Source organism: Streptomyces sp. Ag109_G2-15 (assembly GCF_900215565.1).
GTDB classification, from domain to species: Bacteria; Actinomycetota; Actinomycetes; order Streptomycetales; family Streptomycetaceae; genus Streptomyces; species Streptomyces diastatochromogenes.
The window spans coordinates 6,089,234-6,111,044 of sequence record NZ_OCNI01000001.1 but is presented as its reverse complement, the minus strand read 5'-3'; the positions used below and the strand labels follow the sequence as shown (position 1 = coordinate 6,111,044).

Sequence of the window (21,811 nt, the reverse complement as noted above, 5' to 3'; positions counted from 1 at the left end):
GATGAGCACCAATTCCCACCCGAGGGGTGATTCGCGTGAGCATGAACCTCGCATCCCAACTGGTCGGCAGCGCCCGTACCCATCCGGATCGCGCCGCGCTCCGCCTCGGGGACACCTCCGTCTCCTATCGCGCGCTCGACCAGGGCAGCGCCCGCATGGCGGGACTGCTCCACGACCGCGGCGTCGAACCCGGGGACCGAGTCGCGATCATGCTGCCCAACGTGCCGGAGTTCGCCCTCGTCTACTACGGCGTACTCCGGGCCGGCGGCATCATCGTCCCGATGAACCCCCTGCTCAAGTCCCGTGAAGTCGCCTACTACCTCGGCGACTCGGGTGCCCGGCTGCTGTTCGCCTGGCAGGACTTCGCCGACGAGGCACGGGCCGGTGCCCGGCAGACGGAGGCCGAGGCGGTCGTCGTCGGTCCCGGCGCACTGGACGAGTTGACGGGAGCAGCCCAACCCGTTGCCGACCCGGCCGGCCGGAACGAGGACGACACCGCGGTCATTCTCTACACCTCGGGGACGACCGGTGAGCCGAAGGGCGCCGAACTGACCCACGCCAACCTCACCCGCAACTGCCACGTCGTGGCCTCGGAGCTGTTCCAACTCACCGGCGATGACGTCATTTTCGGTGGGCTGCCCCTGTTCCACGCCTTCGGACAGACCTGCACACTCAACGCCGCTGTCACCACCGGCGCGTGTCTGACGCTGCTGCCGCGCTTCGACGCGGCGAAGGCGCTGGGCATTCTCGCCGAGCACGGGGTGACCGTCTTCGCCGGGGTGCCGACGGTGTACAGCAGGCTGCTGCGGCAGCCCGATCGCGACGCCTACGACGTCTCCCGGCTGAGCGTGGCCCTCGCCGGCGGCGCGGCGATGCCGGTCCAGGTGCTGCATGACTTCCAGGCCGCGTTCGACTGCGTCGTGCTCGAAGGGTACGGACTGTCGGAGACCTCGCCCGTCGCCTCGTTCAACACCCTGCAGGCCGGACCCAGGCCCGGCTCGGTCGGCACCCCGATCCCGGGCGTCGAGATGCGGGTGGTCGACAACGGCACGGAGGTACCGCAGGGGGAGACCGGCGAGATCGTCATCCGCGGGCACAACGTGATGAAGCGGTACTGGCAACGCCCCGAGGAGACCGCCGCCACGATCCGCGACGGCTGGCTCCACACCGGCGACCTCGGCCGGGTCGACCAGGACGGATATTTCTGGGTCGTCGGACGGACGAAGGACGTGATCATTCGGGGCGGCTACAACGTGTACCCCCGCGAACTCGAAGACGTGCTGTACGAGCACCCCGCGGTCGCCGACGCCGCGGTCATCGGCCTGCCCGACCCCGATCTCGGTGAGGAGGTCGGTGCGGCGGTCGTTCTCAAAGCGGGTGCCCGGGTGACGGCCGAGGAGCTGCGTGAGTACGTCAAACGTCAGGTCGCCGCCTACAAGTACCCGCGGAAGGTGTGGATCGCTGACGCACTGCCCAAGGGACCCACCGGCAAGATCCTGAAGAGGGAGATCGTCCCGCCGGCCGGGTTCAGTTCCGCAACGACGACAGCGCGGCAGCGACCCGATCGGACGCCTCCGGCGGGGTCGAGGCGTGCGGGGAGAGCCTGAGCGAGTCGGTGCGCACCGTCGGAGTGACACCCTCGGCATGCAACGCCTTCGCGATGAGGGACGGATCGTGGTCCGGCATCGCGAAGGAGAGGATGCCCGCGCGCCGCGCCGGGTCGGTGGGGGAAAGGACCTGGCCGCCGTACTCCTGGACGACGTCGGTGAGTTCGGCGATCCGCGTCGCGATCGCGGCCTCGATCGCCGCGACGGTGTACCGCTCGACGAGGTCCAGTGCGGCCGCGAACGAGGCGGCCGTCACCGGGCTGAGATGGGTGATCGACCACCGGCGCGCGTCCGGGGCGGGCAGGTGCTCCGCTCCGTCGAAGAGGCCGACGTCCTCGACGCCCGTCCAGCCGGTGAGCACCGGCTCCAGGGATTCCAGCGCGCGGTCGGACAGCGTCGCGAAGCCGGTGGCCCATCCCGCGCGCAGCCATTTCTGACCGCCCGCGACCAGCACGTCGGCCGCGTCCCAGTCCATCCCGGCCACGCCGAACGCCTGGATGGCGTCCACGATCAGCAGCCGGTCCGGTCCGATCGCCTCGCGCAGCGCCGCCAGGTCGGCGCGGAAGCCGGTGCGGAAATCCACGGCGCTGACGGACACGGCGACGACGTCGTCGGTCAGCGCGGCGCGGACCAGGTCAGGGGTGACTCCGCCGCCGGACGCCGGGTCGAGCCAGCGCGGCGTGGCCCGGCCCAGGTCCGCCGTCCGGCGCCACGGATAGTGGTTGGCCGGGAAGTCGGTGCGCGGCGCGAGGACCACCCCTTCCCGGATGCCGAGAGCGGCGTGGAACAGGCCGGTGGACGCGTTGGGGAGCAGCACGGTGTGCCGGGCGTCCGTGCCCGCGAGCCGGGCGGCCGTGTCCCGCGCCACGCCTTCCGCGCCCATCAGACCGTCCACGGTGGTGTGGTCGGCGCCGGCGGACTCCTCCATGGCCCGCACGGTGGCGGCCACGGCGTCCCGCGACGGCGGACCGAACCGTGCGAAGTCGAGATACCCGGCGGGCGTGTCGAAGTGATCTGCGTACGACGTGAGCACGGGGCTCGTCCTTTCGGGACGGTGCGTAGGGCCTGTCTGAGAATTCCCGCCTGTCGCGCGACGCCTGGCAGGCTCTAGCCCGGCGCCCCCGACGAGAACCTCCGCAGCAACGGCGAAAGCACCAGCACCGACTTGGTCCGCTCCACGAACGGCTCCCCGGCGATCCGCTCCAGCACCCGCTCGAAGTGCCGCATGTCGGACGCGAAGACCTGGACGACCGCGTCCGCCTCGCCGGTGACCGTGGACGCGGCCACGACCTCCTGGTAGCGCTCCAGGCCCCGCTGGATGGTCTCCGGCGAGGTGTTGCGCCGGCAGTAGATCTCGACGAACCCCTCGGTCTCCCAGCCGAGCGCCGCGGGATCGACCCGGACGGTGAATCCGGTGATGGCTCCGGTGGCCCGCAGCCGGTCCACGCGCCGCTTGACGGCGGGCGCGGACAGGCCGACCAGTTGCCCGATGTCCGCGTAGGAGCGGCGGGCGTCCTCGGCGAGGGCGTGCACGATGCGTTCGTCGAGATCGTTCAGCACGTTGGGTTGATCAGCTCTCAGGTGTTGCGAGTCGGGACCGGCGATAGCCGTACACGAAGTAGAACACGAGCCCGACGGCCATCCAGCACCCGAAGACGACCCAGGTGATGGTGTCGAGGCTGAACATGTTGTACGCGCAGAACAGGAAGCCCAGCACCGGCAGGACCGGACCGAACGGCACCTTGAACGTGCGCTCCAGCTCCGGCCGCTTGAACCGCAGGACGATGACCGCGATGTTGACCAGGCCGAAGGCGAACAGCGTGCCGATGCTGGTGGCGTCGACGAGCTTGCCCAGCGGGATGAGGGCGGCGAGCACGCCGCAGAACAGGGACACGATCACCGTGTTGAGGCGGGGAGCGCCGGTCTTCGGGTGGACCTTGCCGAGCGCCTTCGGCACCAGGCCGTCCCGGGCCATCGCGAACAGGATGCGGGTCTGGCCGTAGAGCACGGTGAGCACCACGCTCGCGATGGAGATGACCGCACCCAGCGCGAGCAGGGTGCCCCAGAAGGTCTGGCCGGTGACATCGTTCATGATCGCGGCGAGGGTGGCCTCCGAGCCGTCGAACTTCTTCCAGTTCCAGGCGCCGACGGCGACGGCCGCGACGAGCACGTACAGCGCGGTCACGATGATCAGCGACAGCATGATCGCCCGCGGCAGGTCCCGCTTGGGGTTCTTGGCCTCCTCACCGGCGGTGGAGGCGGCGTCGAAGCCGATGTACGAGAAGAACAGCGTGGCACCGGCGGCGCTGACACCGGTCATGCCGAGCGGCATGAAGTCGGCGTAGTTGCCGGACTTGAAGCCCATGAAGCCGACCGCGCAGAACAGCACGAGGGCGACGATCTTCACACAGACCATGATCGTGTTGGCGCGGGCGGACTCCCGCGCGCCACCGAGCAGGAACACCATCGCCAGCAGGACGACGATCAGGGCGGGCAGGTTGATGATGCCGCCCTCGCCCGGGGCCGAGGACAGGGCGTCCGGGATGGTGACACCGATGGTGCCGTCGAGCAGCTGGTTCAGGTACTCGCCCCAGCCGACGGCGACAGCGGCCACCGACACGCCGTACTCCAGCACCAGGCACCAGCCGCAGACCCAGGCGACCAGCTCACCCAGCGTTGCGTACGCATACGAGTACGAGGAGCCGGCGACCGGGATGCTGCCCGCCAGTTCGGCGTACGACAGGGCCGAGAACAGAGCCGTGAGACCGGCGATCACGAAGGCCAGGGTGACCGCGGGACCGGCCTCCGGAACGGCGTCGCCGAGGACGACGAAGATGCCGGTGCCGAGCGTGGCACCGATGCTGATCATGGTCAGCTGCCACAGCCCGAGGGAGCGCTTCAGCTGCCCTCCCTCGCCCTGGCCGCCCTCCGCGACCAGGCGTTCCACGGGCTTGCGACGCATGAGGCGCGCGGCGACGCCCGGGGACGCGGGGGCGGCCGTTCTCTGGTTCTGCGGGGGTGCGCCTTGGTCGAGCACTCGCTGGCTCCTTCTCGCTGCCGGTCAGAGCGGGTAGGGACCGGCGGACGCCTGCCAGGGCAGGAACCCACCGAGCGGAGTCCCCGCCACACTACGTACAGCGCAGCACCCTATGAGCTGGAGCGTTGCCCTTGTAATGCAGCAACCTTGCGCATGGCCGCAAGATCATTGCGTTCCTCGGCGCGCCGTGTCCATTCGTTGCGCGCGGGCTTTCGACCGTTGCACAGGCGCCTCACAGGCCCCTTTTTCACCGTCCGCCCGAAGCCCGGAAACGCCGACGGCCCCCGTCCTCCCGTCACCGGGAGAACAGGGGCCGAAGAGGGGCCGTCCGCGAGCGGCTCGGCTCAGCTCCAGCTGGCGTGCAGCGGCTTGCCCTCGGCGTAGCCGGCGGCGCTCTGGATGCCGACGATGGCCTTCTCGGCGAACTCCTCCAGGGAGGCGGCACCGGCGTAGGTGCAGGAGGAACGGACGCCCGCGATGATCGAGTCGATCAGGTCCTCGACGCCCGGACGGGCCGGGTCGAGGAACATCCGGGAGGTGGAGATGCCCTCCTCGAACAGCGCCTTGCGGGCCCGGTCGTAGGCGGATCCTTCGGACGTACGGTTGCTCACCGCGCGCGCGGAGGCCATGCCGAACGACTCCTTGTACAGGCGGCCGCCCGCGTCCTGCTGGAGGTCGCCCGGGGACTCGTAGGTGCCCGCGAACCAGGAGCCGACCATCACGTTGGACGCGCCGGCCGCGAGGGCCATGGCCACGTCGCGCGGGTGCCGGACACCGCCGTCGGCCCACACGTGCTTGCCGTACTTCTTCGCCTCGGCGGCACACTCCAGGACGGCCGAGAACTGCGGCCGGCCCACGCCGGTCATCATGCGGGTGGTGCACATCGCGCCCGGGCCGACACCGACCTTGATGATGTCCGCGCCCGCGTCGATCAGGTCCTTGACGCCCTCGGCGGAGACGATGTTGCCCGCGACGATCGGCACCTTCGGGTCGAGGGCGCGCACCTGCTTGATCGCGTTGATCATCGACTCCTGGTGGCCGTGCGCGGTGTCGATGACGAGCGTGTCCACGCCCGCGTCGAGCAGCTGCTTGGCCTTGCCCACGAAGTCGCCGTTGACACCGACGGCGGCGGCGATGCGCAGCTTGCCGTCGGCGTCGGTGGCCGGCGAGTACAGCGTGGCGCGCAGGGCGCCCTTGCGGGTCAGGATGCCGGCGAGCTTGCCGTCCTTGTCCACGGCCGGGGCGTAGCGGCGGTTGTGCGTGTCCAGGGTGCTGAAGGCCTCGTGCGGGTCGATGTCCGCGTCGAGCAGCAGCAGGTCCTTGGACATGACCACTTCGAGCTGGGTGAAGCGGTCCACGCCGCTCAGGTCCGCGTCGGTGACGACACCGACGGGCCGGTGGTCCTCGTCGACGACCACACCGGCGTTGTGCGCCCGCTTGGGCAGCAGGGCCAGGGCGTCGGCGACGGTCTGGTGCGGGGCCAGCACGATCGGGGTGTCCAGCACCAGGTGGCGGCTCTTCACCCAGCTGATGACGTCGGTGACCACGTCGATCGGAATGTCCTGCGGGATGACCACCAGGCCGCCGCGCCGGGCGACCGTCTCGGCCATACGGCGGCCGGCGATCGCGGTCATGTTGGCGACGACGAGCGGGATGGTGGTGCCCGTGCCGTCGGGCGAGGCGAGGTCCACGCCCTGACGCGAGCCCACCGCGGAGCGGCTGGGCACCATGAACACGTCGTCGTACGTCAGGTCGTACGGGGGCTGGATGTCATTGAGGAAACGCACGTGCCACACATCCCAGTCGATCAGAGGTGACCCCCCGACGGGTGCGCCAGGGGGAAAAGAGCACGTACTTCATTCTCCCATGACGGGGACCCCGTCATGCCCCCACAGAACATCCAGGCTGGTCGGAGCAGCCCTAGGAGGATCCTCCAAGGGCCAGGACGACGGAGAGCGCCGGGGTGCGGTCCACCGCCTCGGCGAACACGTCCTGCGCGGTCCGCCACTCGTCCGGCCTCGCCTCGGCGTACGGCTGCCAGCCCCGTACGACGACCAGCAGTCCCTGCTCGACGGCGCCCTCGGGCCAGACGGTGTGGTCGGAGAGCGAGTCCACCAGCGCGTCCCAGTTGCGGCCGAACCAGTCGGGCAGCGCCAGGGCCCGGGCCGTACGGTCCATCAGGCCCGCCTTGTCCGTGACTCCCCCGAGGTCGAGGGTGACCGTGAGCCGGTCCGCCAGGTCTTCGCTCATCTCAGCACCGCCCGGAACGAGTTGTAGTGATCATCGGTGTAGTAGATCTCCCCGCCCTGCCCGGTGACGATGCGGCGCGCCCCGCGGTCGCGCGAGCCGGGCGTCTTCACCGTGTACTCGTGGTAATAGCCGCGCTGGTGCTTGGGCAGCAGCCCCTCGAAGTTCCCGAAGACGACCCCGTCCCTGGCGTACGGGAAGGGCCCGCCCTTGTCGATGAGGGCGAGGGTCTGCCGGGCCTCGGCCGGCAGCCGCGACTCCTGGACGGTGCCCATGCCCTGGGCCCACGCAGGAGTCGACGCGCCCGAGACCGTCGCGGTGCCCGTGCCCGACGAGCAGCCCGTCAGCAGGACGGAAAGCAGAACCGAGAGCAGGACAGCGAGCAGGGCAGAGAGCAGGACGGAGAGACGGACCAGCAGCCCGGCGCGTGCGCGCGGCACGCGCCGCGGGAGCGGCGAGGGGACGAACCGCAGCAGCATGCGCCGATGCTGCCACGGCCGCCCCGTCACGGCGTCGCCACGACCCGCCGTCAGACCCCGTCCGGGTCCGCGCGGCTGAGCGCGGGCTTCGGCGTCGGCCCCGCCGTCATCAGGTAGTCGGCGGCCGAGGTGTCGGTCACCAGGCTGGTGACCAGCCCGGAGCGCAGCACCGCGTCGATCGCGGACGCCTTGCGCTGCCCACCCGCGATCGCCACGACCTCGGGGACACGGCGGAGCTGGTCGGCCTTGACCGTGATGCACCGCTCCCCCAGGTCCCGTCCGACCCGGCGCCCCTCGGCGTCGAAGAGGTGCGCGGCCATCTCGGCGGCGACACCGAGCGAGGCGTAGTGCGCGCGCTCCTCGTCGCTGAGCATGTCGTGCACCGTCGAGATGCCCGGCTCCCAGGAGCCGATGGAGACACAGGCGACCGTGACCTTGTCGAAGTACTCGTAGGCCCGCGCGATCCCGGTCTGGTTGCGCAGCGCGGCCGCGGTGGCCGCGTCCGGCAGCAGCATCGGCGCGTAGATGGGGTGCGCGTCACCGCCCGACACCTGCGCGGCACGCCGCACCGCCTCGACCGAGCCGCGCTCGGACGTCCCGGCGTCGTACACGCCCGTCAGCTGCACCACCGTGCAGGGCGGCAGCCGGTCGAGCGCCGCCGCCATGTGGATGGTGGACCGGCCCCAGGCCAGCCCGAGCACGTCCCCTTCGTTGACGAGCTCGCCGAGCAGGTCGGCGGCGACCTCGCCGAGGTTCTCGGGGTCGGGGGTCTCCTCGGCCTCGGCCGGGGACTCGACCACGACGGCGTGCCTCAGGCCGTACCGGGCACGGAGCGCGTCGGAGCGCTCGGCGTCCAGTTCGGCCGGCACGCGGATCTCGATGCGTACGAGATCCCGTTCGAGGGCGGTCTCCAGGACCCGGGCCACTTTGAAGCGGCTGACGCCGAACTCCTCCGCGATCTGGATCTTGGACTTGCCCTCGAGGTAGAAGCGGCGGGCCATGGCCGCCGCCTGCACCAGCTCAGCGGGTCCCATCCGCATGGCTGACCGGCCCGCCGACATACCCGACACGGCGATCTCCTCACTGCTGTTCACACTCTGGATTCGCCGTTCATCCTTGCAGATTCGGCGGAACTGATCTGCCCTGAAGGGCGCCGAGCACTTAACCGTTCACGTAGCCGTGGCTCAGTGGTCGCATGCCCAGGAGGCCTTGGCGGTCGCGGAATCCGCCTGGGCGCGCAGCGCCCGCACCGCCTCGGCGGGGTCCGTGGCCCCGTACACCGCCGAACCGGCGACGAAGACGTCCGCTCCCGCGTCCGCGCACTGCTCGATCGTGGACGCCGACACACCGCCGTCGACCTGCAGCCACAGCTGGAGACCGTGCTTGCCGATCAGCTCACGGGTGCGACGGATCTTGGGCAGCATGATGTCGAGGAAGGCCTGGCCGCCGAAGCCCGGCTCGACCGTCATGATCAGCAGCATGTCGAGTTCCGGGAGCAGGTCCTCGTACGGCTCGATCGGCGTGGCGGGCTTCAGCGCCATGGAGGCGCGGGCGCCCTTGGCGCGGATCTCCCGGGCGAGCCGCACGGGCGCGGCCGCCGCCTCCACGTGGAAGGTGACGGACGAGGCGCCCGCCTCGACGTACTGGGGGGCCCAGCGATCGGGGTTCTCGATCATCAGATGGCAGTCCAGCGGGGTGTCCGTCGCACGGGCCAGGGACTCCACGACCGGCACGCCGAGCGTGAGGTTGGGGACGAAATGGTTGTCCATCACGTCGACGTGGAGCCAGTCGGCTCCCTCGACCGCCTTCGCCTCGTCCGCGAGGCGGGCGAAGTCGGCGGACAGGATGCTGGGGTTGATCTGCGCGGCCATGCCCCAAGACTGCCATGTCCGGGGCACTGATGTTCGCGCCGTCCACAGGCGAGACCGTTCATCGCACTTGTACGACCGTATGAGGGCGCCTGTGGACAACCGGCCTGCAGGGCGTGTTTCACGCGGTGAGCTGGTAGATGCTCTTCCCGGTGAGCCAGAACCCGAGGCCCAGACAGAGGATCACGATCGCCTGCTGCTGGTGGCCCTTCATCCAGGCACGCAGGCGGAGCAGCCGGGGCTTGGCCTTCTCCGGCGCGAACACCACATACAGCTCGATGGCCAGCAGACTCGCTGTGGCGAGCAGACAGAAGGCGAAGAGGACCAGCCAGGTCACCGGGTGGGACAGGTCCGCGGACACGACCTCCGTCGCCCCCGCCGCGACCATGCCCCACGGTTGCAGCAGTACCGCCAGGCCCGCCGAGGTCCACACCGTGCTGCGGTCGAGTTCGGACGTCAGGCTCGGCTGCTCCGGTGCGTGACGGTGGGCGCGTTCGGCGACCATCCGTCGGCGTCGGTGTACGCCGTAGACGACGAGTCCCACCCCGATCGCCAGCTTCGCCGCGAGCGCGGCCTTCGACGGCGTCGATCTCGGTGCCGGTGGGTGTCCGCCGGTCAGGGCCAGGACGAGGGCGATCACCGCGACCAGGCACGCCAGCCAGCTCAGGATGAAGACGAGTCCCTTCCACACGCCCTTCGCCGACGCCACCACCAGGACGAACGCGGTGAGCGGCAGCGGATCGAGCGTGATGGCAAGCGCGATGAGCAGCAGATCGAGGACCATGGCGAAACCCCACCGTGTCGGGACACCCCGAGCGTAGGCGGGGGCGGCCGACCGCACCTCCCGGCTGCGGCCGCTGTAGGTTCTCGTTTTTCTTGGCCAAACCCAATGCTCTGACCTGGGGATCCTCAGCCGTCTCAGTGGTGGCCGACCCGGTTCCGTCTCACGATCTTGGCCAATCCCCAAAAGGCCCCAGATCCAGTGGGCGGTTCGTGAGTCTATGAGTGGTTCTGGTGTCGCTTGATGGTGTGGGCGGAGCCGGAACGTCCCGTACCAGAGCGACTTGTCCGACGAGCAGTGGGCGTTGATCGCGCCAGTGCTCACGGCCTGGAAGAACCGGCACCGTCCCGTGAGCGGCCACCAGGGCCGCTATCCGATGCTGGAGAACGTGAACGCGATCCTCTACCAGTCCCGGACCGGCTGTCAGCGGGCCCCGTTGCCGAACGACCTGCCCCCGAAGACGGGAGAGGAGCCGGCGACTACCATGCTGGCCGCGAGTGTCCACGACAACGCCGCTGGCATCGCTCTGCTCGACCACGTCGCCGTCGCGACCGGCGGCTCGGTCAGCAAGGCCCTGGTCGACCAGGGCTTCAAGAACCAGGTCGTCACGCACGGGGCCGCCCTCGGCATCGACGTCGAGATCGTCGGATCCGGCTCTGCGGCGATCGTGGGGGGGATCGAAGCCGCCCGGCGGATCCGTACGAGCCTCAAGACATGCTGCCCCGGCACACCGTCCCCGGAGCCGGGGTGCGGCCCGTGCGGAGGTAGTGGTCGACCGTCTCCGTGACGCAGCGGTTCTGCGGGTATGTGCCGTGGCCCTCCTCCTGGGCCGTCAGGAGGACGCCGACGCCGTCGCCCAGGGCGCGGGCCATGTGGCGGGCGCCGGGGTAGGGGGTGTTCGGGTCGCCGGTGCCGCCGACCACCAGGACGGGGGCCGCGCCGTCGGCGTCCACCTGGAGCGTGGCGCGCTCGCCGTCGAACGGCCAGTCGTAGCAGAGGTAGACGCCGGCGGACCAGGCTGCGCCGAAGACAGGCGAGGCAGCTTTGATGCGGGCCTGGTCCCGGTCGAGGCGTTCGAAGCCGGGGCGCAGGCTGGAGTCCGCGCACGTGATCGCGATCAGGGCAGCGCGGCTGTCGTCGCGCGGGGTCGCCGCGCGGTCGGCGGAGCCGACGTCGTCCGCGCCCTTGCTCAGCGGACGGCCGTCGTTGTGGTCGATCAGCGCGGTGAGGGCCTTGGCCAGCGGCGTCCAGCCGTCCGTGCCGAGGTCGAGATGGTCGCTGATGGCGTACGCGAGGTCGTCGGCGTCGAGGTTCCTTCCGGCGCCGGCCGGCGCGGGCTTCTTCTCCAGGCGGTCGGCCAGGCGCGCCATGCGCCGCGCGGCCTCCTCGGGCCCGTCGCCGGTCGGGCAGTGGCGGATGCGGGCCGCGCAGTGCACGGCGAACCGGTCGAACGCCGCCTGGACCGCCTTGACCTGCGACACCTTCTCCTGGTCGAGGTCCTCGGTCGGATTGACGGACGCTTCGAGGACGAGCCGTCCGACGTTCGATGGGTAGAGGTGGGCGTAGACCGCGCCGAGCGCCGTTCCGTACGAGACGCCGAAGTAGTGCAGCCGCTCGTCGCCGAGGAGGTAGCGCATCAGGTCGAGGTCGCGCGCGGTGTGCGAGGTGCCGATGTACGGCAGGAGCGCCCCGGAGTGCTCGGCGCAGGCGCCAGCCCCGTCGTAGCCGGTGTCGTCCGCGGTCTTCCCGCATCGCACGGGGATGGTCGCGCCGGCGCCGCGCGGGTCGAAGGAGACCATGTCGTAGCGGTCGAGGAGCGGCTCGTACTGGTTGAGGAATTCAGGCAGTCCGCTCACGCCGGACACGCCGGGACCGCCGAAGTTGAGGACGAGCGAGCCGATGCGCCGGGAGTTCGGCCCGGTGGCCTTGCGGCGGATCAGGGCGACGTCGATCGTCCTGCCGTCCGGTTCCCGATAGTCGAGGGGGGCCTTCATGGTGGCGCAGTCGTAGCCCGTGCGCGCGGTGGGCGGCGAGGTGCAGCTGGACCAGTGGAGGTGCTGGCCGGTGGTGAGCGCGGTGGGCAGACCGGCGGGCGGGTTGTGCGCGGTGAACTCCGTACGCGGCTCCGTACTCCGGCCGGGAGCCTCGTGCTGGAGCCAGGCGCTGACGGCCCCGATCGCGGTGAGGACGACCACGGCGATGATGCGCGCGCCGACGGAGAGGCCCGGTCTGCGGCTGCGTATCGGATGTGCGTCACTCATCTAAATCCCAGCGCTCCCGCCCTTGGACGCGCGCCCTGTACCCGCATGCCCGTACCCGTGATCGCCCGATCGCCGAATGCGTGCAGGATACAAGCCTCGACTCCGACCGCTTACAAATCACCTGTCCCCAGGGCCAGGTCAGCGCCGGCTGGCACGGCCCCTGCCCGACGTCCTCGCCCGCCGCCGCCCCACTGATCGTGGCACGATTCACCAAGAGGAAGTGCCGCCCCTGTCCAGTCCGCACCCGGTGCGCCACCACCGCCGACAGCGCCGGGACTCTGTGCTTTCCCACGAGAACTCCGCGACCTTCAACTCCGCGTCCGCGCCGAGCAGTAGACCCCCCCGACTGGAAGGATCGCTACGCGGTCCGCTCAGGAGTCGAGGGCATCATCAACGAGTTCGCCCACGGACAGGGCATGCGCCACTGCCGCTACCGGGGACAGCCGAAAATGAACCGCTCCGCGGCTGCTGACCACGCTGCTCGACGCCCACCGCTACCCAGCCGTGATGCCGCGCTTGCGCAGGTGTTCTCGGATCGCGCGGGACGAATAGGCCTTGTCCGCAAGGATCGTATCCGGCCTGGAGCGGGGTCGCCCTCGCGGTCGTGGAATGCGCAGGCGGGCCATGACCTCCGTGAAGGCGGGCGCATCCCCGGCCTGCCCGGCGGTGAGATGGAAGGCCAGCGGCCGACAGCGGTCGTCTGCAGCAAGGTGAATCTTCGTGGTCAGCCCGCCGCGGGACCGACCGATGGCGTGGTCGTCAGGTTCGCCTGCTGGGGCCCCTTTTTGCGGGCCCCTGCCGCATGCTGGCGAGCGCGCACGATCGTGGAGTCCACCGAGACAGCCCAGTTGAGGTCCTCGTCGGCGTCGGCCTGGGCCATCAGCGCGGTGAACACCCGCTCCCAGGTGCCGTCGACGGCCCACATCCGCAGCCGGTTGTAGACGCCCCGCCAGTTGCCGTACTTCCCCGGCAGATGCACCCACTGGGTGCCGGTCTGGAACTTGAAGGCGATCGCGTCGATCACCTCCCGGTGATCACGCCAGCGACCACCCCGCTTGGGCGTCCGGTCCGGGAGCAACGGCTCGATCCGCGCCCACTGCGCATCACTCAACGGCACACCCGGACCAACGACTAGCTGATCCAAACGAAACTGCCTAGCCGACGCCGTAGCCGTTGTGCGCTTCAGGTGCGGCTGGGCACCGTCACCACAGTGGCCCCCGCCTGAGGTTCTCCACTCCGCGACCCACGGCGGGTCTCCGCCATGAAAGGACTCGGTGGCGAAGCAGAACAGACCCGAGGTTCACCGGACGAGCTCTATCACCAGTGATGGCTGTCATAGGTGTGCCCACAGAATTCTCTCCGGCAAGAGGCGTGAGGGCGGTGGGGTGTCGTCACATACGCCGGACATCCGCACTTCAAGCACGAGGTTCCATCGTCATCGTAGGGGCCATCATTGATGCCCACTGCCTTCAACCTCGCACGGGCCTTCTGTTGGGCCATCCGGAGTTGCTCCTCGGCCTTATCGAGGGCGGCAGCGTTCTCCTTGAACGCTTCGCGCTGAGCCTCAGTAAGGTGCGGCGGGTCCTCGTCGCTAGGCGTGTGCACCACCGCCCCAGCCGTGTGTGCTGGAGTGAACTGAGCGTTGTGTTCGGCCGCGGCCTGGTTGGCGGCATGTTCGCTTGGGAACAACATGACGACGTTGAGGTCTTCCTCCGGGCAGTACACATCCCACATGGTTCGGGAGCGGAGCCCCGTTGAAGCTTGCTGCTCGCTAGATTTCGTCATCACGGAAACACCTCCATGCAGAGCTATGCCGGGCTGCTGAGCTGAACGGAAGAAGCGGCAGACCGTGCCCAGACTGAAGGGTGAATCGCGGAGACGAGTGGTGGGCAACCGGGCATAGTCGTAAGCCCTCATCTACCCTGAACGGAACTCCATTGTCCGACTGGTGACGCGGGCCCGCCACTGGAGAAGTGCTCACAGCGACTGGGCTGGCACCGCTGGACCACCGTCGCGCGAGAGGCGCCCGTGGGATGCTGCAACAGCTAGGCGGTTTCGTTTGGATCAGCGGGCGGACCAGAGGAAGATGCCTGCCACGTGGAGTCCGGCCAGGTAGATGGTCGCGGTCTTCTCGTAGCGGGTGGCGATCCCGCGCCACTGTTTCAGGCGGTTGATGCACCGCTCGATGGTGTTGCGCTGCTTGTAGTACCGGATCGCGAGGGCCTGGCGGAGCTCTGCCGAAAAGAGCGGATGAAGATCGGCGGCTGCCAGGGTAACGTGGAATCACGCAAGGAAACGCGTTGAGCCCGCCCACGTCAACTCGAGGAATTCGGCATGGCTGCTCCGCTACGCCTGGCCGTGGTGCCGATGCTGGCCCCGACAGCACCGCGCTTGACACACGTGACCAAATCCTTCGTGGAAAAGGTCATGGTCTCCGTTCGTGACTACTACCAAAGGCAATCGGGTGGTCGGGCAAACTGGTCTTACCAGGTATTCGACTGGTATCGGATGCCCATCCCGCAAGTCGAGTTCGAAAAGCTGGGGCAAGGACTTGGGGACAGGGCGCTCCCACTGCTGGCACATGATATTGGATTGAACGCTTCGCAGTTCACGCACTTTGCTTTCCTTCTGGATCACGAAGGGGTAGGTTCGCAAGGTGCATGGTTTCCGCAGCCCGGCCAGATCAAGTACCTTCACATCGGCGCCCCTAGTCTGTCGCCAAGTCTCCTAGAGCACGAGCTTGGTCACATGTTCGGGCTCGGACACGCATTCCTGGATCTGTTTCCGAGTGCGCCAGTTGAGTACGAGGACTACTTCTGCATGATGGGCCGGACGGGCGCATATGGCTTTGCAGACAAGACGATCAGCTTCAAGTCCGACTTCGGCGACCCCAGCTGGTTCCTCTGTACTCAGTGTGGCACGGCATTCCGGCAAAGGGCCGGAGATGTGAGCCTGTGTCCGGGTGCACCACCAGGGATTGCGGGCCACAGTGCCGATCCTAAGGTAAATTACAACCCGCGCCACGAACCGCCGACCCCGTCATCGGACGAGGAATCGTCCTGGCGCTTGTGCGGCAACTGCGGTGCGCTCTTCTACCATGGCGCAGCGGGCCACGGTCAGTGCCCTGTGGGCGGCGGGCACCAACCGTCCATCGATGGCACACCGTCGTTGATCCTGCGATACGACAGCCCACCGATCAAAGCCGAGACGGGCAACTGGCAACAGTGCGTCAAATGTCGCGTGCTGTACAAGACCGACTCAGCCGCCAAGAGCTGCACTGTTGCTGCCCCCACGGCGGAACATGAGCCGGTACCTGCCGGGCACACCTACGTACTTCCCTTCGACGGCGACAACAATCTGTCCGGTCCTGGTCTTTGCGCGCCCATGCTGGAAGCAGCAGGATGGCTCGATCCAGTAGTCCACGGCACCGACATCGGGGCACAGTTGATCAATCGGCCGGGATCGACCGAGGTCGAGCTGACGTGGCTTCGCGGTGCACCTGCCCCTGGCTCCGTGCAAACCCCTGTCTACGCCTTTGCCGAAGGCCTTGCCGCCCGGCGCATCTACTTCGAGTTCCGCCACGCAGGCGACGACGACGTCAACCTGCCGCAGTCGTCTCCAGGCACGTCAGGCTGGGTGCTTGTCCATTTGCAACAACCGGATAATCAGGCACACTTGCTCGCCAGGCTCTCCTCGGTAACTGGAGCAAGTGCATATGTCCAGTACGCCGATCTGCACGTCAGGGTGATCGCAGAGCCATCATTCAACCGCGTCAGGCTTGGTATCACAAGCGCCGCGCGTGCAGGCTTGCCAGCCCAACACCTGACGTCAAAAACCGTGTTGCAGGAACTCAGCGAGGTTCGGCCGGCGATCGCGTCGGGCACAGCCTATGTCGCCCTCGCGTGGACCGGCACTGACGATCACCTCAACGCGGCGATATCCACGGACGGCGGCCGTACGTTCGCACCCAAAATGCACCCGGTTGAGAAATCGGGGCCCCCCCCTGCTCTCGCCGGCGGGGAGCTGTACATCGCCTGGACCGGAATCGACAAGCGACTCAACGTCGGCGAGCTCTTCGGCGTGTTCGCTATGGGCGGGCCGGTGACACTTCCCGAGACGAGCGACTTCGGTCCTGCGCTCGCCCGCGACCGGGACGGAAAGCTGTTCCTGGCGTGGACCGGCGAAGACAACTCGTTGAACATGATCCTGTCCACGGACGACGGATGGACGTGGATCGAGAAGAAGACGTTCGATTTGAAGTCGAACGACCGCCCTGCACTTACATCCGATCCGACCGAGGACCGCACGTTCCTGGCCTGGCGTAGGGAAGAGGACCTCTACGCAGCAGAAGTGAAGTTGAGACTAAATAAGGACATTCCCGAGGGAAGTCCTGGACGGTACACCCTTGAGCTGGGCGAGATCCGCACTACAAATGAACTCAGCGAGAATGCCCCCTCACTTACCGTTCATGACCATCGGTTCTATCTCGGCTGGACGGGGACCGACGAGACTCTCAATCTCAGCGGACCGATGTTCACTCCGGCACTGCCTACCAAACGGGTCCTCGATCCCGAGCGTTCAGCGAACGACATCGACCTGACCGCGCGCGAGGACACCATCGTCGTCGGTTGGACCGGTACGGAGGAGACCCTGAACGTCGGGATCATGGACATGGGTTCCAGAGGCCGCCGGCTGGATGACTTCCGAACAGGCGTGACACACATCGTGGTGCCTCCGACCACAACGACGGTCTCCTTCCAGACCGGATCGATGATCGGCGGGTCACGTCGGGCCCGCGTCCTCAACAGACACCACACCGCACGGGCGGAAGTCGATCTCTGGGCGATGTTCGACAGAGGACTTGAACTACAACTGGAGCAGGCCCATGACGGCGCAACGCTTGAGCTTGTCTATGGCCCTACCGGCGACGCGGCCGGGCTGGCACTCGGGCTCGATCTGACACAGGGAGGCGCCGATCGCCTGCGAGTCAACATCTCCCAGCTCGGTGGCGTTGGGCTCAACATCGACGCATGGCTGGTCACCAAAAGCAGGCTTTCGTCAGCAACTGCCTTCGTCGGCGTACGAGGCCCTGTCGACTTCCTCTTCACCGACTTCGATCAGGGCTTGCTGTCCAACGTCGACCGACTCGTATTCCAATTCGACGTGTTCCGCAGCACAGGCGAGAAACCTACCCTGGCGATCGACAGCATCGAAACTCGTGGACCGGCGGACGGCTAGGCGCCAGAGTACATCCAGAAGATAAGGGCAGGCCGATGGCCGACATCACAATCGACACGAGCGCCTTGAGCTACACCAAATTTACGATCCCCGGACGGGGTCCGGAAGTGCTGGACGGGGCCGCAGCACCAACGCTTTCACTCCTTCCGGGGACTTATTCGTTTGTGCAGAGCGAATTGGGCGAACCAGCTTTCCGATTCGACGTGGCTGACGGGGATGTGGTCACGTATGACGCGGAAAGCGAGGCGTTCCTCGACGGCAAGGGGACACGGAATTTGGTGGTCCGTGGCTTTCCAGTAGTAATGCAGACCAGTGCGCTCAGCGAAGATCTGGGGCTCCGGATAACGGGTCGGCCCACCCTTGGGCGCGGATCACACGATCTAAGGCTCACCCCTGGCCGATACGGTTTCTTCCTGGCGCTGGGGCTGTCCGACCTTGAATTCCGCTTGGGTGCCGATGGGCAGGTCACGGTGCCACCTGCGCATGCCGGATACGCCACCGGCAACGGAAGTACGCTTGAAATCCGCGGCTATACAGTCACCCTCGATTTCCGTCAGCTGTCACATGACCTGCGGCCGGAGTTGCTCGGAAATGACGCTGTTCTCTCTCGTGCAACTACCCACCAACTGACTCTGGTCCCGAGCCCGTCTTACAGGTTCTCCCTCAAGCTCGGTTATACGGATTTGGTGTACCGCCTCACCCCGGATGGACAGGTCACGGTGCCACCTGCGCATGCCGGATACGCCACCGGCAACGGAAGTACGCTTGAAATCCGCGGCTATACAGTCACCCTCGATTTCCGTCAGCTGTCACATGACCTGCGGCCGGAGTTGCTCGGAAATGACGCTGTTCTCTCTCGTGCAACTACCCACCAACTGACTCTGGTCCCGAGCCCGTCTTACAGGTTCTCCCTCAAGCTCGGTTATACGGATTTGGTGTACCGCCTCACCCCGGATGGACAGGTCACGGTGCCACCTGCGCATGCCGGATACGCCACCGGCAACGGAAGTACGCTTGAAATCCGCGGCTATACAGTCACCCTCGATTTCCGTCAGCTGTCACATGACCTGCGGCCGGAGTTGCTCGGAAATGACGCTGTTCTCTCTCGTGCAACTACCCACCAACTGACTCTGGTCCCGAGCCCGTCTTACAGGTTCTCCCTCAAGCTCGGTTATACGGATTTGGTGTACCGCCTCACCCCGGATGGACAGGTCACGGTGCCACCTGCGCATGCCGGATACGCCACCGGCAACGGAAGTACGCTTGAAATCCGCGGCTATACAGTCACCCTCGATTTCCGTCAGCTGTCACATGACCTGCGGCCGGAGTTGCTCGGAAATGACGCTGTTCTCTCTCGTGCAACTACCCACCAACTGACTCTGGTCCCGAGCCCGTCTTACAGGTTCTCCCTCAAGCTCGGTTATACGGATTTGGTGTACCGCCTCACCCCGGATGGACAGGTCACGGTGCCACCTGCGCATGCCGGATACGCCACCGGCAACGGAAGTACGCTTGAAATCCGCGGCAACACCATCACCCTCGACTTTCACGGTCAGCACCACGACCTCGTGCCGGACCTTTTGGGGCACCAAAACGTCGTCCTGCCGCACACGCAACCACACCAATTGACTCTGGTCGCGGGAAGTTTCCTGCTGCGGTCGAAGCGGGATTCGCTATGCGACGTCCATATAGCCGTTCGACCCGACGGCAGTATCCAACCCGCATAGTACTCCAGCCGTAGATCGTGATCACGGCTGTGAAAGTCGCTCGTCGGTAGCCTGCGCGTGTGGCCGAGACCTGGGACGAAGCGCAACTGATCGCGGACGGCTTCGAGCGTGTGTACGCCGAGTTGGAGTGGTACGACGGACCGCGCGTCGGCCTTGCTGACATCGACGGGAAACCCCACTACTTCGACGGCTATGGCCAATACCTCGGCGACGAGGCTGACGAGTACCGTGTCTGGCCCGCCAGCGAGGCCGCGGTGCAGTGGGAGCGCGAGCAGTGGGCGATCTTTGCCCGGTGGAACCAGCGCCGTGAGGCCGGGACGGTCACGCTTGAGAGTCATCCGGGCCATGGGGGAATCGACGCTCGGTACGATGAACTGACACTGCTGCTGGCCCCGCATCGCCAGGTGCCGGACGACGCGCGTCGGCTTGTGGGTGAGATGCGGTTCACCGCCGGTGCCCGCTACCAGGTTGAGGGGCCCGACTACTGGTTCCGGTGGCGTCCAACCAGGTGAGGCCACCGATGATCCTTAGGTGTTGTGTGGACATCCAATGATCACGCGGCGGCCTCGGCCGTCAGCGTAGTACCTGCCCGATGGCAGGAAGCGTTCGAGGGTTTGATGAGCCGGATATCGGGCCGGTTCGCCAGGGTCGAACCGCGGCGACGGGTACGGCGGTTGGTACTTGGGCTGCTGTCGGACCTGCCGCGCAAGAACTGCTGGACCCTGGCCGAGCACGCGGGTGACGCCAGCCCGGACGGCATGCAGCACCTGCTGCACCGCGCGAAGTGGGACGCCGATGCGGTCCGTGACGACCTGCGGTCCTACGTGGTCGAGCACCTGCGCGACGACGCGGCCGTGCTCGTGGTCGACGAGACCGGTGACCTGAAGAAGGGCACCGCAACAGTCGGCGTGCAGCGCCAGTACACCGGCACGGCTGGCCGCATCGAGAACGCCCAGGTCGCCGTCTATCTCGTGCACTCCGCCATCCGCGGACATGCCTCCATCGACCGAGCCCTGTACGTGCCACGCTCCTGGACCGAGGACCCGGACCGCTGCCGGAGCGCGGGCATCCCGGATGATCTGGCCTTCGCCACCAAGCCCCAACTCGCCGCCCGCATGGTCGAGCGGGCGCTCGACGCGGGAACCCCGGCACGCTGGGTCGCAGGCGACGAGGTCTACGGCGACAACCCGCACCTGCGGATCACCCTTGAACGCCGCCGGACCGGCTACGTCCTGGCCGTCTCCAGCACCCACCCGATCACCACGCACGCTGGGAAGTTCCAGGCAAAGACCTTGGCCGCACGGATCCCGAGGCGGGCCTGGCAACGGCTGTCGGCCGGAATGGGCGCGAAGGGCGAGCGGTACTACGACTGGGCACAGATCGACATCCACGACCCCGCCGGTCGGCCCGGCCACTGGTGCCTGCTGGTCCGCCGCAACCGTCGCACCGGCGAACTCGCCTTCTACCGCTGCTTCTCACCCCGGCCGGTGCCGCTGTCGGAACTGGTCCGAGTGGCCGGACGGCGCTGGACGATCGAGGAAACGTTCCAGGCCGGCAAGGGCCTGACCGGCCTGGACGAGCACCAGGTCCGCCGCTGGACCTCCTGGCACCGCTGGGTCACCCTCGCGATGCTCGCCCATGCCTTCCTCGCCGTCACCGCAGCCACCGAACGCCGCGACCAGCCCGCCCTCGACAGCCTGATTCCCTTGACCAGCAACGAGATCCAGCACCTGTTCGCGGCCCTGATCAGCCCGGTCCACGACCTCGCACACCGCCTGCGCTGGTCACACTGGCGACGCTGACACCAAGCCCGCGCCCGAGCCTGCCACTACCAACGGAAAGCAACTGCCCAGCCATAGAGGTTCGTCCCCTGGCCGGAGGCGATATCGAGATGTCGCGAGGTCGGTGCCGGTGCATACTTCCTCACCGTGGAAATCATGACAGGCGAGCTGCGGCGCCTTCGATCTGGACCGGGAGCCGAGGATGACGACCAGCCCCGGCCATTTCTCGTGCGCTGCCGGTTCACTGCCGAGGAGCCGGTCCAGGTCATCGACAACGCGCGTGCGGTACTGACATGCGTGGTCTCCCAGATGGGTGACTGGCCGACAGATGAGCTTTGGCCGCAGCTGTTGCCGAACTGGCTCATCCAGCGGTGCGCGCCCGAGACCCCGGAGCCGGAGCATGGCGAGCCCTTCGACGTCGAGGCGTGGCTGCGTCAATGGCGGGCGATGACGCCTGAGGAGAAAGCGGCCGTCGATCAGGGGCCGTGGACGCTCTCGGGGTGGCTGTACTACTTCGACCCGACCGAGGAAGGGATGGGAGACGATCGCAGCTGGTGGTGGTGGCACGCAGGAACCGACGAGTCGGGCGGCTGGGTGCAGGTGGCCACCACTGGCTGGCCCTTCGGAAGCGGTTCGCTGTCCTGGCTGATCGAGGCCAGTGGGGGTGCGGATCTCGTCTACGGGCCGTGAGCAGCGACTCGCCGTGATCGCGAACTACGGCTGGAGTAAGGACCTTAAGTTGCCGCCCTCCTATATCGGCGCAATGCTGGTAATGGCCAGCTTGC

Annotated in this window: 16 protein-coding genes and 4 pseudogenes; 8 read left to right on the top strand and 12 right to left on the bottom strand. The window is 67.5% G+C overall.

Features of this window, described 5'->3' with window-relative positions:
- Positions 1 to 41 precede the first annotated feature (41 nt).
- On the top strand, positions 42 to 1,607 hold the full coding sequence (locus CRP49_RS27615) for a long-chain fatty acid--CoA ligase (RefSeq protein WP_097257561.1): 1,566 nt from the start codon (positions 42 to 44) through the stop codon (positions 1,605 to 1,607).
- On the opposite strand, the gene CRP49_RS27610 is transcribed toward CRP49_RS27615, so the two are convergent.
- The 9 genes from CRP49_RS27610 to CRP49_RS27570 form a co-directional block, all read right to left on the bottom strand.
- Complete coding sequence (locus tag CRP49_RS27610; protein WP_097255798.1) at positions 1,528 to 2,640, bottom strand: aminotransferase class V-fold PLP-dependent enzyme; 1,113 nt, start codon at positions 2,638 to 2,640, stop codon at positions 1,528 to 1,530. The two genes, CRP49_RS27615 and CRP49_RS27610, sit on opposite strands and share 80 nt — an antisense overlap.
- 74 nt (positions 2,641 to 2,714) lie before the next feature.
- Complete coding sequence (locus CRP49_RS27605; protein WP_046726552.1) at positions 2,715 to 3,167, bottom strand: Lrp/AsnC family transcriptional regulator; 453 nt, start codon at positions 3,165 to 3,167, stop codon at positions 2,715 to 2,717.
- Between the two features lie 10 nt (positions 3,168 to 3,177).
- Entirely contained in the window at positions 3,178 to 4,644 is a 1,467-nt protein-coding gene (locus tag CRP49_RS27600) for an amino acid permease (RefSeq protein ID WP_097255797.1), read from the bottom strand.
- Positions 4,645 to 4,988: 344 nt separating this feature from the next.
- On the bottom strand, positions 4,989 to 6,431 hold the full coding sequence (locus CRP49_RS27595; protein ID WP_179851769.1) for a GuaB1 family IMP dehydrogenase-related protein: 1,443 nt from the start codon (positions 6,429 to 6,431) through the stop codon (positions 4,989 to 4,991).
- Positions 6,432 to 6,564: 133 nt separating this feature from the next.
- Entirely contained in the window at positions 6,565 to 6,894 is a 330-nt protein-coding gene (locus tag CRP49_RS27590; protein ID WP_094220755.1) for a barstar family protein, read from the bottom strand.
- Positions 6,891 to 7,370: a ribonuclease domain-containing protein gene (locus tag CRP49_RS27585; protein ID WP_097255795.1), complete on the bottom strand. Its 480-nt coding sequence runs from the start codon at positions 7,368 to 7,370 to the stop codon at positions 6,891 to 6,893. The genes CRP49_RS27590 and CRP49_RS27585 overlap by 4 nt, the downstream gene beginning before the upstream one ends.
- A 50-nt stretch (positions 7,371 to 7,420) precedes the next feature.
- The gene (locus tag CRP49_RS27580; RefSeq protein ID WP_094220753.1) at positions 7,421 to 8,464 is read right to left on the bottom strand and encodes a sugar-binding transcriptional regulator; all 1,044 of its coding nucleotides are present in this window, start codon (positions 8,462 to 8,464) and stop codon (positions 7,421 to 7,423) included.
- 90 nt (positions 8,465 to 8,554) lie between these two features.
- Positions 8,555 to 9,241: a ribulose-phosphate 3-epimerase gene (gene rpe, locus CRP49_RS27575; protein WP_097255794.1), complete on the bottom strand. Its 687-nt coding sequence runs from the start codon at positions 9,239 to 9,241 to the stop codon at positions 8,555 to 8,557.
- A gap of 118 nt (positions 9,242 to 9,359) precedes the next feature.
- Positions 9,360 to 10,022 (bottom strand): GAP family protein, encoded by a 663-nt coding sequence (locus tag CRP49_RS27570; protein WP_097255793.1) that lies wholly within the window; start codon positions 10,020 to 10,022, stop codon positions 9,360 to 9,362.
- 280 nt (positions 10,023 to 10,302) lie between these two features.
- Between CRP49_RS27570 and CRP49_RS27565 the strand changes: the two are divergent.
- Positions 10,303 to 10,665: pseudogene (locus CRP49_RS27565) on the top strand (transposase); the annotation flags it as partial.
- Positions 10,666 to 10,726: 61 nt separating this feature from the next.
- Here the strand turns inward: CRP49_RS27565 and CRP49_RS27560 are convergent.
- Positions 10,727 to 12,280: an alpha/beta hydrolase gene (locus tag CRP49_RS27560; protein WP_097255792.1), complete on the bottom strand. Its 1,554-nt coding sequence runs from the start codon at positions 12,278 to 12,280 to the stop codon at positions 10,727 to 10,729.
- On the opposite strand from CRP49_RS27560, the pseudogene CRP49_RS49175 reads away from it, so the two are divergent.
- A pseudogene (locus CRP49_RS49175) lies at positions 12,268 to 12,723 on the top strand (transposase); the annotation flags it as partial. The gene CRP49_RS27560 and the pseudogene CRP49_RS49175 overlap by 13 nt on opposite strands.
- A gap of 57 nt (positions 12,724 to 12,780) precedes the next feature.
- Here the strand turns inward: CRP49_RS49175 and CRP49_RS46980 are convergent.
- A pseudogene (locus CRP49_RS46980) lies at positions 12,781 to 13,397 on the bottom strand (IS5 family transposase); the annotation flags it as partial.
- Between the two features lie 947 nt (positions 13,398 to 14,344).
- A pseudogene (locus CRP49_RS27540) lies at positions 14,345 to 14,485 on the bottom strand (IS5/IS1182 family transposase); the annotation flags it as partial.
- Positions 14,486 to 14,614: 129 nt separating this feature from the next.
- Here CRP49_RS27540 and CRP49_RS46535 point away from each other — a divergent pair.
- The 5 genes from CRP49_RS46535 (at position 14,615) to CRP49_RS27520 (ending at position 21,716) form a co-directional block, all read left to right on the top strand.
- On the top strand, positions 14,615 to 17,518 hold the full coding sequence (locus CRP49_RS46535; RefSeq protein WP_143670029.1) for a hypothetical protein: 2,904 nt from the start codon (positions 14,615 to 14,617) through the stop codon (positions 17,516 to 17,518).
- Positions 17,519 to 17,553: 35 nt separating this feature from the next.
- A complete protein-coding gene (locus tag CRP49_RS46530; protein ID WP_143670028.1) occupies positions 17,554 to 19,245 on the top strand; it encodes a hypothetical protein in 1,692 nt (563 codons plus the stop codon).
- Positions 19,246 to 19,304: 59 nt separating this feature from the next.
- On the top strand, positions 19,305 to 19,757 hold the full coding sequence (locus CRP49_RS27530) for a hypothetical protein (RefSeq protein WP_097255789.1): 453 nt from the start codon (positions 19,305 to 19,307) through the stop codon (positions 19,755 to 19,757).
- Positions 19,758 to 19,862: 105 nt separating this feature from the next.
- Positions 19,863 to 21,047: an IS701 family transposase gene (locus CRP49_RS27525; RefSeq protein ID WP_097255788.1), complete on the top strand. Its 1,185-nt coding sequence runs from the start codon at positions 19,863 to 19,865 to the stop codon at positions 21,045 to 21,047.
- Positions 21,048 to 21,182: 135 nt separating this feature from the next.
- Positions 21,183 to 21,716, top strand: a complete 534-nt coding sequence (locus tag CRP49_RS27520) for a hypothetical protein (protein WP_257033500.1) — start codon at positions 21,183 to 21,185, stop codon at positions 21,714 to 21,716.
- Positions 21,717 to 21,811 lie beyond the last annotated feature (95 nt).